Here is a 12,385-nt window from a genome sequence, read left to right as displayed (position 1 = left end):
CGAGAATTTCTTTGGCGAAACTATTGTATTGGTGTCAATTGAGCGAGCACCATCGCTATTGCGTGTTCTGTACGATGTTACTGCGATGCGCGTGATCCGGAAGTCTAGGATAACCAACAACTTCTGCATTGCCGCAGGCACGACCAGAGTCGAATTTTACCATTTGCGAGGGTGATGATCTGTTGTTTTGCATGTCGGCCAGTGATGGGAGTTGCCGAAAATGATAAACCCCGAGTTATAATCGGGGCCAATTATTTCTATAAGTAGCATATGAAGCTGATCGGATCTCTAGGTAGTCCCTACGTGCGTAAAGTCCGCGTTGTCATGGCGGAAAAAAAACTCGACTATACTTTTGTCCTGGAGGACGTCTGGTCTGATAACACCGCGATTCAGATATCCAACCCACTGGGCAAGGTACCGTGCCTGGTGATGGAAGATGGCGGCGCGATGTTTGACTCACATGTGATTGTTGAATATCTCGACACCCTGACCCCGGTCGGTAAATTGATTCCGGTGAACACTCGCGAGCGTGCTGAAGTTAAATGCTGGGAAGCATTAGCCGACGGTGTGTCGGATGCGGCAATCTTAATGCGGCTGGAGCGCTTGCAACGTCCCGTCGAACATCAAAGTGAAGCGTGGGTTGCGCGTCAGCGCAGCAAGGTTGATGCGGGATTGAAAGCGATGGCGGCCGGTTTGGGCGAGAAGCCATTTTGTTCAGGTAATCATTACACGCTGGCGGACGTTGCTGTCGGTTGCGCACTGGCCTGGATCAGCTTTAGATTTCCTGAAATCGAATGGCGCGAGACTTATCCTACGCTTGCGAAGTTGGTTGATAAAGTATCAGAGCGTCCATCTTTTAAAGATACTGCGCCACAATAATTACACCATAGCTCAGTGATTGTGCAGTAAAGGCGCAGCAAAAAGCTGAGTAAAAGTATTTCGACTACTCATTCGGATGGTTAATCTTAGTGGGTAGCTGACTTTTTTTAGTCGTGAAAAAAGTCGATGGTGACTCTCCAAACGTCTTCTTGAACATTGCAGAAAATGCGGATTGGCTAGCGTAGCCCAATTCGGTAGCGACCAAAGAGAGTGGCATGCCACGGGTGATCATCGGTGCTGCGTGCGCAAGCCTGATTTGCTGCCTCCATTGTCCAAATGTCATTCCTAAATCGCGCTCAAATAAACGCGCTAACGTTCTTTCAGATGCGCCCACCCGTTGTGCCCAATCACCAAGTGTCATCGCAGAACCTGGATCGTTAAGCAACGCCTTGCATAGCGTCACCAGGCGTTTTTCGGTCGGTAACGCGACACGAATCGCTTGTGTCTCTGCGAGCGTCAGTTCGTTCAAAATAAGTTGGCTTAGAAGCGATTCACGCACGCTCTCCTTGTCAGCATCGACTAACGTTAATGCAGCGATCAATTCACGCAACAGCGAGGAAACTTCCACAACGATGCATTGACCACCCTGAAATGGTGTGGCGCTGGTATGGATATATAGTGCACGCAACTGTGCTTTCTCGATGGTCTTGATTTCATGTACGACTTGCGGAGGAATCCAGATTGCACGAAGCGGCGGTACGATCCACGTGCTGTTGCCGACTGAAACACGAAGCGTGCCTTCAGGCGCATATGTGACTTGACCCCAAGCGTGCATATGCGGGTGCAATACCGCAGATGCGGCAAGATCGCGTGCTCGCATCCGAACAGGGTGACGTTGATCCGGCACCGAATCTCTAAGGTCTGTCTCAGTATGAGTCAGTATTGGAATTGGCATGATGGTGGCAATCGGTATGAGCGAATGGCAGAAATGCGATAGAAGATGACATTTTATCTTAAAACAGTCGCCGTGTTTTTGCTTACACTGCAGTGAGTAGCGGTGTAATCTGTCCGCTTTAAAAGTGATTTTCGCCTGATACCCAGAGTTGTTAAGCCCGGCCATCCAAAAGGTATCCGGGAGATAATTAGCGTAACAAGATCAGGATTAAGTCAAAGTCAGCAAATGTTGAGGCAAGTTGCTGGCACCGTCGGCCCTAAGCCTTATTGAGCTTATGCCTTCCACCATCAGTTTTTATACTTTTTTCTACTCGCCATGCAAACAGCTATCAATCAATTACCCGTTTCGCAGAAAGAGCAAAGTTCGGAAAAAACCGGCTTTCGCGTTCTAGGCGCGATCAGTTTTGCCCATTTTTTGAATGACATGATTCAGTCGCTGATTCTGGCGATTTATCCGTTGTTAAAGGCTAACTTTAGCCTCAGTTTTGCTGAAATCGGGCTTATTACCTTAACCTATCAGATTACTGCCTCGATTTTGCAACCAGTGGTTGGTCTCTACACTGACAAGCATCCAAAGCCGTATTCGTTGGCGGCAGGAATGTGTTTCACGCTGGTCGGGTTGGTAACGTTGGCAATGGCACCAAGTTTTGGGGTGTTATTGGTCGCAGCGGCGCTGGTCGGTACTGGATCATCTATCTTTCATCCAGAGTCATCGCGTGTGGCGCGTATGGCGTCAGGTGGGCGGCACGGTCTGGCGCAATCAATATTTCAGGTCGGCGGCAATGCGGGTAGCTCGATGGGACCGTTGCTGGCCGCATGGATTATTATTCCACACGGACAAACCAGCATTGCCTGGTTTTCGTTGGCGGCGTTGTTAGCCATTGCAGTGTTATGGCAAATTGGCAACTGGTACAAACAACAGGGGCGGATAAAAAAGAGCGCCAAAGCACATCAGGTCTTCGTTGCTTTACCACGCAAAAAAGTACTATTTTCAATTGGTATTTTGCTGCTACTCATTTTTTCTAAGTATTTTTACATGGCTAGTTTGAGCAGCTATTTTACTTTTTACCTGATTGATAAATTTCATTTGTCAGTGCAGTCGGCGCAAGTGCATCTGTTCATATTTTTGTTTGCGGTTGCGGCTGGCACAATGCTGGGCGGTCCAATCGGCGACCGCGTCGGGCGCAAGTTGGTGATTTGGGTATCGATATTAGGCGTTGCGCCTTTTACGCTGATGTTGCCCTATGCTAATTTGTTCTGGACCGGCATTTTGACGGTTGTGATTGGCTTAATTCTGGCTTCTGCGTTCTCAGCCATTTTGGTATTCGCTCAGGAGTTGGTGCCGGGCAAAGTTGGTACTGTGTCTGGTTTATTCTTTGGATTTGCGTTCGGCATGGGAGGGATTGGCGCGGCAGCTTTGGGTAAATTAGCCGATATGACCGATATTCACTTTGTTTATCAGGTGTGTTCGTTCCTCCCTTTGATTGGGTTATTCGCGGCTTTTCTACCTAATCTTGATGCGCACAGACAAAAAGCGGTGGCTAGCTAAAAAGCTAACCGCTCAAGGTGGCGCGACAGCAGGATGTCAACAGTAATAATTGGCATGAGAAGCAAGATTATTGTCAATTTACGACTGTCGATAGCCACACCTGAAGCTATTACCTTTATGCAGATTTGGAAGCTAGAAATATAAAAGCGCGCTTACTCATCGTAAGCGCGCTTTTTTGTATGCTTTAGCAACAATACTCAACGTTAGTCGTTAAATTATTTTTTATTGTTCGTGACCCATTGCTGCAATGCCTGCATTGTATTTTCAACGTGCTTTTCAGGGCTCAAGCTGCTGTATTCGTAAATAATATTGCCATTCGGGGCAATAACATAAGATACGCGATCGGCATAACTGGTCTTGGATAGCAGAACTGAGTCGTATGACTTCATGATGCTTTGGGTAGTATCGGCTGCAACAGCAAATTTACTACGACATTCGCTGAGAGAAAATTTATTGAGTGTGTCAATATTGTCGTTGGAAACACCGATTACAGTCGCGCCGAGAGCCTTGTATTTATCGGTTGCATCAGCAAACAAGTGGGCTTCAATCGTGCAGCCTTTAGTGAATGCCGCGGGATAAAAATACAATACGACCGGCCCCTTTTTCAGCTCATTGGCTAAAGAATAAGTAAAGACCTTGCCACCCAAAGATGCCTCGGTGGTGAAGTTGGGCGCTTTTTCGCCAACTTTCAGTGCTGCCAGCGCAGGCACGATTACAGTCGCGCTCACCACAAGTCCAGCTAGTGCGGCAATCCATCGTCTCATGTCAATTCCTTTAGAGATAACCATTAAAAGTATTGGTTATCATGCGGCCTTAACGTTGCTTTGTCGACTGGATTTTGATTGCTGCGGAGACTCTTAGCGTCCGCCGCCCCAATGACCGCCTCCGCCACGTCCACCTCCACCGCGCCCGCCGTGACCCCATCCGCCGTGACCCCATCCGCCGCCGCGACCACCATGCCAACCGTTACCCCAGCGATACGGGCTGTACCCAAAGTTAGAGTATCCGAACCCTAACGATACTGCTGGTGCTGCGTAAACGGGGCCCCCGCCGACATAGGCGCCATCTACCGCACCATAAGGCGTATAGCCACCGCCATAACCGTAGCCGGAGTTTCCATAACCGTCATAAGGGACGGCAACACAGCCACCGAGTAGCAGCATTGCGCCCACGGCGCCTAATAAAAGAATTTTTTTCATGATCCCTGCTTCCTTGTCGTGATGCAATATTGGACGCGGAACGACAGGTGAAGTTCATAAGCGGTTTTTATTGATCTTAACAATGAAAAAAATGCAATGAACCACGATAAGGGGCGAAATATTCTGATCTTCGCTTAAATAGTAGCTATTTAAGCGCAATTTAGCTTCGGGTTATGAGCGCCCTCATGATTTCCGGTTAAACTTTGATTATCATTTTACAATTGGTAACCAAATGCCTTTTGAAAACGATCATCGATTTCTGCGCGAGTTGGAGCATGATTTTGCGGTCCTTGCTCAGCGATTTTTATACTACCCATTAAATTGGACAGTCGCGTAATCGTAGGCCAGTCCATACCCGTTGTAAGTCCGTATAACATTCCGGCGCGGAAAGCATCGCCGCATCCGGTCGGATCTAGCAAGCGTTCAGCCTCCACGCAAGGAATCGTGACTTTGTTGCCACTGGTAAAGACATCCGCTCCTAACTCGCCACGTGTCACCACCAGCGCAGTTACTTGATCAGCAATTTGTGACAGCGACAGACCTGTCCGTGAAGTCAGTAATTCAGCCTCGTAATCATTGACCGCAATGTAGGTTGCCCAATCAATAAAACGCCGCAACTCCGCGCCGTCAAACATGGGCATACCTTGGCCTGGATCAAAGATCAGCGGAATGCCATGTGATACCGCATGCTCAGCATGTTGCAGCATCCCGTCACGACCATCCGGTGCGACGATGGCGTATTTGATAGCGCTACGCGTGCTTAAATCAGCCATGGTCACTTCGTGTGAGTGCGTCATTGCACCTGGGTGGAAAGCGGTAATCTGGTTGTTATTTGCATCCGTGGTGATAAAGCATTGTGCGGTGTAGATGGAGTCGATGGTGCGAATGCCGGCACATGAAATATCCAACTGTTTCAACCGTTCCAGATAGGGGGCCGCATCATTGCCAACGGTCGCCATGATCAATGGTTCGCCACCCAGCAATTTTAAATTGTAAGCAATATTGCCAGCGCACCCGCCGAAATCCCGGCGCATGGTGGGTACTAAAAAGGACACGTTTATTTTATGCAATTGATCCGGCAGAAGGGCATCCGCAAAGCGGCCCGGATATTGCATGATGACGTCGTAAGCTAATGAACCGGAGATGAGGGATGTCATAGGTGGTTTTCAGAATAAGGAGAAATCGGTTGGAATGTGGTTGTAAATCAGTTCGGTAATCAGTTTAGCAATAATGCCGAAAACAGATCAGAATACCCACTTTAAAATTTGGTAGTTGACGCGCAGAAACTATGGGTAAAAGAGGTAAACCCGATATCCGGATGGCTTTAACTGTAACAGTTCAAACGTCAATATGACGGGATGTTCGGTGTTACGGCGGAATCCATCTGCTGTATCCGCCACGGTCGTTAGATAGTCGCTTGGCGCAAAGACACGTCGCGCTATCGCTTTTTCGCTAGCGTCATTCAATGTCAGTTCGACTGTTGGCCAAGCTTGCGCCGTGCTGCTGCGATTACGCATCAGCAATGTTAAGGCAAACAGATTACGCGCAGGCGCGATTAATTGCAGTTCATTAGATTCGATCGATATATCGTCGATGCTGGTTGGTAAGTTTATCTGGCATCCAAATTTGCCGCATGCCCTCTGCAGTAATGGTTTGAGCATGGGGACACTTGCCGCGAGTTGATCCCGATAGCGATAACCCGTTTGTCCAATCAAGCCAACGGTCAGGATCACACTAGCGATCCACATGAAGGTCCTAACCACGCCGCCGACACGCTGTTTGCGTTTTGCTTGCTGCATAAATCGCGGTTCTGCTAGGACATCGTGCATGCCTTGGTCGGCCTGGCGCGGGTTTTCTTGACTGGTTTCATTGCTGCGGCCCTTGAAAGTAACGTCTACGCCACTCTCAATGGTTGGCTCTGGCGGATTCTTCTTTTTTCCATTCCAGTGCCTATTTTGCAGCTCGTCAATCAGTCGATCAAGCTCTTCATCTTCAGCAGTATCTGTGCCGTCCGGCAAGAATACGTTTTCAGCATGAGGCGAATTGCCAGAGGCTACCTGAAATAAGGTCATCCGCTGCAACGGGTCTTCCTCGTCGACCGGACTATTTATTCCACTTAGATCTGGTTCGTTGGTCTGAAGACGATGCCACACATCTGGTAATTTTATGCTGCTAGTCGCAGAAGTTGTATGCTGAACGTCAACCCCAACTTGTGGGGTCGCTTCGCCTGGCGCTTCTACTTCGGTTGGCTTAACGTCCTGATCTGAAGATGGCGCAAACGTTGGCTCAAACGGATGGCCTTCCACGCCCTCTGTGAATGCGAGAGGTTTAGTTGGCGGAGAGTATAGCGTTGACGAAAGCGCCGAGGACAGATATTCAGAAGTTGACGACGGCGGTTGTGCTGAATCAGGTAAATAAACTGGACGACGTTCCAGTGGCCCAAACCACTTACTGTTGGCGATGGCAGTGGAAGAGGTTTTTGTCAGTACTATTTCTGGAGCAATTGGCGCAGGTGCTGAAAATGTGGTGCGATCTGGAAAAGCTGTTGAGGCCTGAAATGCAGGCGTCGTTTGAGACGGATCGCTATGGTCTTTAGCTGTTAGGCTTATAGGGATTTCGGTCGGCGCTGAATGGTCTGGCCTTACCAAGTGTTCGATGCCATTGAACACTTCACGGCAGGAGCCGCATCGGACCAACCCTGCGCGCAATTTCAATTGATCATTAGCGACCCGAAAGGTGGTCTGACAATGGGGGCATCGCGTCGCCAGCGCCATAATTACCTAGGTAATCCAGCTGACACTGTCGGTAAAGTGCCCGACAATGCAACCCAGCCATCCTGCTCGCGCCAGACCGTCAGCTCTATCCACGGTGCATAAGCCGCAATGACGTCCTGTGCTTGCTCTGCTAAAACGCCTGACAACGTGAGGCTGCCGCCAAGTGCAATGCGCGCGCACAACATCGCAGACATCAGCTGTAACGGACCTGACAAAATGTTTGCCACGACGATGTCGAATGTCTCTTGTCCTGCGCGTTTCACGAAATCATCTGGCAAATAATAATTAATATCACAGTGATTGCGGGCGCTATTGTCGCTCGCGGACACGATCGCCTGGGGATCAATGTCCACCCCAATGACGCTCGCTGCGCCGAGTTTTTTAGCTACCATCGCCAAAATACCTGAGCCGCATCCGTAATCGAGTACAGACTCCACCTTTTGTTCGCCAAGATGGGTTTCTAGCCACTCCATGCACAAACGTGTGGTCGGATGGCTGCCGGTGCCGAATGCGAGGCCGGGATCCAGTTCGAGGATCAGTCCATTTGCTTCAGGCGCATCGTGCCAGCTTGGCACGACCCAAATATTTTTACCGATATGAATGGGAGCAAACTGTGACTGCGTTAACCGCACCCAGTCTTGCTCGCCAACCGAGCGCAACGTGTATACCGGTGCTGATTGCAAGCCGCACGCTAATGCGGCGGCGGTGACAATGGCGTCATGATCAACGTCGACGTCACTCAACGCGACAACACGGCTCCGCTCCCATGCTGCTTCTTCCGGTTCCATGCCCGGTTCGCCGAACAAAGGTTGTTCGGCTGCCGTGCCTTCGTCCGCGTCTTCCACTGAGACCGATAATGCGCCAGCTTCCATCAATGCGTCTGACAACGCTTCAGCGTGACTGCGCGCTACTTCTATAACAATTTCGGTCCAGCTCATGTGCAGCCTTACTTCTTTTCAGGTTTAGGTAAATCCGGTCTTTCGGCCAGTTTATGTTCCAGATAGTGGATGTTGGTACCGCCTTCAATAAAGCGCGCATCGATCATTAACTCACGATGCAGTGGAATATTGGTGCTAATACCTTCGACTACCATCTCGGAGAGCGCAATTTGCATGCGCTTGATCGCTTGTTCGCGGGTAGTGCCGTATGAGATCACCTTGCCGATCATTGAATCATAGTGTGGCGGTACGTAATAGCCAGCGTATGCATGCGAGTCAACCCGAATTCCAGGGCCGCCCGGGACATGCCACGTGAGAATTTTACCCGGCGATGGCGTGAACTTGAACGCATCTTCGGCGTTGATGCGACATTCTATCGAATGACCGGTCAGATGAATATCGCGTTGGCGATACCGCAATTTTTCGCCTGCAGCGATATGAATTTGCTCTTGAACGATGTCAACACCGGTAATCATTTCGGTGATCGGATGTTCAACCTGGACGCGTGTATTCATTTCGATGAAATAGAACTCACCGTTTTCATACAAAAATTCAAACGTCCCAGCGCCGCGATAATCCATCTTGCGACAGGCTTCGGCACAACGATCGCCAATTTTTTCAACGACTTTGCGCGGGATGCCCGGTGCTGGTGCTTCTTCAATCACTTTTTGGTGGCGGCGTTGCATGGAGCAGTCGCGCTCACCGAGCCAAATGGCATTCTTATACTGATCGGCCAAAATCTGAATTTCCACGTGACGCGGATTTTCCAGATATTTTTCCATATAGACTTCTGGATTGCCGAAAGCTGCGCCAGCTTCAGTTTTTGTCATCGTGACGGCATTAGCCAATGCTGCTTCCGTATGGACAACACGCATACCGCGTCCGCCACCACCGCCTGATGCTTTAATAATGACCGGATAACCGACTTTACGAGCAATCTTAATTACTTCTTTCGGATCGTCTGGCAGTGCGCCTTCTGAACCTGGAACGCATGGCACGCCAGCACGGATCATTGCTTGTTTGGCGGAGACTTTATCGCCCATCAAGCGGATATTTGCTGGCCGCGGTCCAATAAAGACAAAACCGGATTGTTCAACACGTTCAGCAAAATCGGCATTTTCGGATAGGAAACCGTAGCCGGGATGAATTGCTTCAGCATCAGTTACTTCTGCCGCGCTAATAATCGCTGGCATATTTAGATAACTAAGACTTGAGGGTGCGGGGCCGATACAAACTGATTCATCTGCCAACTTCACATATTTGGCGTCGCGGTCAGCTTCTGAGTGGACCACCACGGTTTTGATGCCCATTTCGCGGCATGCGCGCTGGATTCGCAAAGCAATTTCGCCGCGATTGGCGATGAGAATTTTTTCAAACATAGTAAATGGTATTCCGTGGCTAGTATTTAAGCGTTAATTCGAACGATATCAAGCGTTCGGGCGGCAGATGCGTGAAAGGCGTACGACGACACTTCTGAGAAGAGCCGCTGTCTACATAAATACGCCGGTATCATGCTCAATGCCGTCCGCAAGTTTATTCGGTTCTCCCGAATAAACTCTCCGTTGGCGCGAACTTAACCGATGATAAACAAAGGTTGACCGAATTCTACCGGTTGGCCATTTTCCACCAGAATTTTTTTCACCACACCAGAAACGTCGGCTTCGATTTCATTCAGCAGCTTCATCGCTTCAATGATGCACAACGTTTCGCCTTCCTTGATTTCCGAGCCGACCTCTACAAATACTCCCGCGCCTGGCGCTGACGAACGATAAAACGTGCCGACCATAGGTGATTTGACGATGTGACCTTCTGGGACCGCAGGGACTTCTACCGCTGGCGCGCTGACTGGTGCCGCCATTTGCGCCTGGTACGGTTGTTGAGCAACTTGCGGTTGCATCATCACGACCTGATTGTGCGATGACTTAACAATACGTACTTTGCTTTCACCCTCGGTGACTTCCAGCTCTTCGATATCCGATTCAGCGACTAGGTCGATTAACGTTTTAAGTTTTCTCAAATCCATAATGCAATCCTTCAGTGTATGTTTTAAGAATAAAAAGTGTTAACGAATGAATTACTGCCATTCTTGTTTTTTAGTAGGCAGAACCATCCGTTTGGTACGAATTAATGTTTGTAAGCCTAAAGTTGATCGATTGCGAACGAAATCGCGATGCGATAACCCTCTACGCCCAACCCGCAGATGACGCCAACGGCAATGCCTGATAGATAAGAGTGATGCCTAAACTCTTCTCGTTGGTGAATATTGGAAATATGCATTTCCACAAAGCGTATTGCCACGCCAGATAATGCATCTCTCAATGCAACACTGGTGTGTGTCAGTCCACCGGGGTTGATAACAATAGCATCTACCCCTTCAGCTTTTGCGGCATGGATACGATCAATCAGCGCACCTTCGTGGTTGCTCTGAAAATGCGCCAGGCGAACACCAGCATCGGCTGCTTGAGCCTGCGCTGCGAGCACAATATCTGCTAGCGTAGTTGATCCGTAGACTTCTGGCTCACGCCTGCCCAACAAATTCAGGTTAGGACCATTGAGGAGAAGTAAATTTTTTGCCATGGAGATCGTGCTTCGTTTGACGACGTTGAGCGCATTTTGCCGTTAAATGACTTTAACTGGCAAGCGGAATTTTGTTATGGTTCGATTGGGTTTATTTTTTCGCGTCCATAAATCCCAATTATCTCAGCGCAGACGATAGTTATTTTAATTGCTAATGATCAACTATTTAGTGCTGCAATAATGACAAATCTTTGCGTAATTCATCAAATTTAATGCTTCCAAGGTAAGTCTTTTTTACCTGCCCGTCAGCGCCGATCAATACGGTAAATGGCAATCCGCCAGCGGCATTACCAAATTGTCGCAAGAGAGATGTGCCGTCTGTTCCTGCAACATATAAAGGATAGGTAATTTTATATTTCTCAGCAAACTTAGCGATCGCCTCTTGTGAGTCAATACCGACGCCAATCACATGAATATCTTTTTTAACAAGTTCAGTGCGTAATGCATTCAATTCTGGCATTTCTTCGACGCAAGGGCCGCACCAGGTCGCCCAAAAATTCACTATGAGCGGTTTCCCTTTCCATTGGGATAACGGCGTTTGCTTACCGCTAGTGTCTGCCATCGATTGAGCGAATAGATTAGCAACAGCCGGCGCTTGAGGAGGAGATGGTGTCAGTCGTTGAAGATTGAAATAGACGCCGATAGCGCAAAATAGGATCGCAATCGGTATATATAGGAACAATTTTTTTTTCATTCGGTATCGTTTGTCTTTGAAAGTGTGGCTCTTACTTGCTCTGTAGTAATGCCAATTTGTTGTTCAAGCAACAAGCGTGCTGCAACCAGATCCAGTCGGTCGCTGCGCGATAAGTGTGTTCGGCTCGGCCTGATACTACCGCGTAAGGCGTTACTTTCATATAGCGCTAAGTGTATACCCTCGTTTTTATAGGCAAAATGAAGAATTTCAGCTGGATCGTTACCCGTATGATGGCGATGGCGTTTTTCGGTCTGGTTATCGCTCTCCAGGTCGGACACAGTGAATTGCACATTTTTATTAAGCAGGTAAATTTCCACATCTTTAGGACTATCAACGAATAACTGTAAATGGATATCAGAGTGTTCGCCAGCGGTGCCATTGCACACTGCCCCGGTCAAATAAGGGCAAAAGGCCGAAAGTTCAGACATTACCTCAATCGCAATTTTTCTTAAATGCAATAGCCTGACGGGCTGGGTCTCAGCCAAGAACAATGCATTATATGAACGCACTTCCTCTTCTATCTGACTATTATTTGGTATGAAATCACTATCAATTCGCCTATTGCCCAGTAACTGTTGCGCGGCTTTTCGCTTGGCGCTAGCGTAATCTGCCCCATCTTCTGCAATCAAACGTGCCGCGGCGACGGCAATTTCTGATCTTAGTTGATGCGATGGATTAAATTCAGAGGATTTTTTGTAAGCCATAGCAATCATCATAATGTTATTCGCTACTGATTTCTTGCTAGACCTCATTTGCGGTCGCCAAGAAATAGCGGTGTAAACAAGCGTCACTTAAGCATAATTGATAAATACGCGTTCGACTTTTAACGGCGGCGCTGGCGTGTCAGGTAAAATTCACTATTCTTCTTTTACGAATGTTGA

The 12,385-nt window shown here is 48.6% G+C and carries 13 protein-coding genes; 2 read left to right on the top strand and 11 right to left on the bottom strand.

Annotation, left to right across the window (positions count from 1 at the left end; all coding sequences use genetic code 11):
* The first annotated feature begins 270 nt into the window (after positions 1–270).
* Positions 271–879 carry a glutathione S-transferase N-terminal domain-containing protein gene (locus QN379_RS11880; RefSeq protein ID WP_322233230.1) on the top strand — a complete coding sequence of 203 codons (609 nt, stop codon included), beginning with the start codon at positions 271–273 and terminating at the stop codon, positions 877–879.
* Positions 880–943: 64 nt separating this feature from the next.
* Here QN379_RS11880 and QN379_RS11875 read toward each other — a convergent pair whose 3' ends face one another.
* Entirely contained in the window at positions 944–1,774 is an 831-nt protein-coding gene (locus QN379_RS11875) for a helix-turn-helix transcriptional regulator (protein ID WP_323506710.1), read from the bottom strand.
* Positions 1,775–2,089: 315 nt separating this feature from the next.
* Between QN379_RS11875 and QN379_RS11870 the strand changes: the two genes are divergently transcribed.
* A complete protein-coding gene (locus QN379_RS11870; RefSeq protein ID WP_322233227.1) occupies positions 2,090–3,322 on the top strand; it encodes an MFS transporter in 1,233 nt (410 codons plus the stop codon).
* Positions 3,323–3,537: 215 nt separating this feature from the next.
* Here QN379_RS11870 and QN379_RS11865 read toward each other — a convergent pair whose 3' ends face one another.
* The 10 genes from QN379_RS11865 to QN379_RS11820 all read right to left on the bottom strand — a co-directional run bounded on the left by QN379_RS11865 (position 3,538) and on the right by QN379_RS11820 (position 12,220).
* On the bottom strand, positions 3,538–4,086 hold the full coding sequence (locus tag QN379_RS11865) for a peroxiredoxin (protein ID WP_323506709.1): 549 nt from the start codon (positions 4,084–4,086) through the stop codon (positions 3,538–3,540).
* Between the two features lie 93 nt (positions 4,087–4,179).
* The gene (locus QN379_RS11860) at positions 4,180–4,521 is read right to left on the bottom strand and encodes a hypothetical protein (protein ID WP_323506708.1); all 342 of its coding nucleotides are present in this window, start codon (positions 4,519–4,521) and stop codon (positions 4,180–4,182) included.
* A 215-nt stretch (positions 4,522–4,736) separates the two neighbouring features.
* The gene (locus tag QN379_RS11855) at positions 4,737–5,678 is read right to left on the bottom strand and encodes a carbohydrate kinase family protein (RefSeq protein ID WP_323506707.1); all 942 of its coding nucleotides are present in this window, start codon (positions 5,676–5,678) and stop codon (positions 4,737–4,739) included.
* A gap of 129 nt (positions 5,679–5,807) precedes the next feature.
* On the bottom strand, positions 5,808–7,295 hold the full coding sequence (locus tag QN379_RS11850) for a DUF3426 domain-containing protein (RefSeq protein WP_323506706.1): 1,488 nt from the start codon (positions 7,293–7,295) through the stop codon (positions 5,808–5,810).
* A 2-nt stretch (positions 7,296–7,297) separates the two neighbouring features.
* Positions 7,298–8,233, bottom strand: coding sequence for a 50S ribosomal protein L11 methyltransferase (gene prmA / locus QN379_RS11845; RefSeq protein WP_323506705.1), 936 nt, complete (start codon positions 8,231–8,233; stop codon positions 7,298–7,300).
* An 8-nt stretch (positions 8,234–8,241) separates the two neighbouring features.
* Positions 8,242–9,612, bottom strand: a complete 1,371-nt coding sequence (gene accC / locus QN379_RS11840) for an acetyl-CoA carboxylase biotin carboxylase subunit (protein WP_322233215.1) — start codon at positions 9,610–9,612, stop codon at positions 8,242–8,244.
* A 194-nt stretch (positions 9,613–9,806) separates the two neighbouring features.
* Positions 9,807–10,256 carry an acetyl-CoA carboxylase biotin carboxyl carrier protein gene (gene accB / locus QN379_RS11835; RefSeq protein WP_322233213.1) on the bottom strand — a complete coding sequence of 150 codons (450 nt, stop codon included), beginning with the start codon at positions 10,254–10,256 and terminating at the stop codon, positions 9,807–9,809.
* A 116-nt stretch (positions 10,257–10,372) separates the two neighbouring features.
* A complete protein-coding gene (gene aroQ, locus QN379_RS11830; protein WP_323506704.1) occupies positions 10,373–10,810 on the bottom strand; it encodes a type II 3-dehydroquinate dehydratase in 438 nt (145 codons plus the stop codon).
* A 166-nt stretch (positions 10,811–10,976) separates the two neighbouring features.
* Positions 10,977–11,504, bottom strand: a complete 528-nt coding sequence (locus QN379_RS11825; protein ID WP_322233209.1) for a TlpA disulfide reductase family protein — start codon at positions 11,502–11,504, stop codon at positions 10,977–10,979.
* The gene (locus tag QN379_RS11820) at positions 11,501–12,220 is read right to left on the bottom strand and encodes a hypothetical protein (RefSeq protein ID WP_323506703.1); all 720 of its coding nucleotides are present in this window, start codon (positions 12,218–12,220) and stop codon (positions 11,501–11,503) included. Before QN379_RS11820 ends, QN379_RS11825 begins: the two co-directional genes overlap by 4 nt.
* Positions 12,221–12,385: the final 165 nt, after the last annotated feature.

This window comes from Glaciimonas sp. Gout2, assembly GCF_035018905.1.
Lineage (GTDB): Bacteria > Pseudomonadota > Gammaproteobacteria > Burkholderiales > Burkholderiaceae_D > Glaciimonas.
Note: the sequence above shows the minus strand (reverse complement) of the source record. Positions and strands in the feature narration are given on the sequence as shown.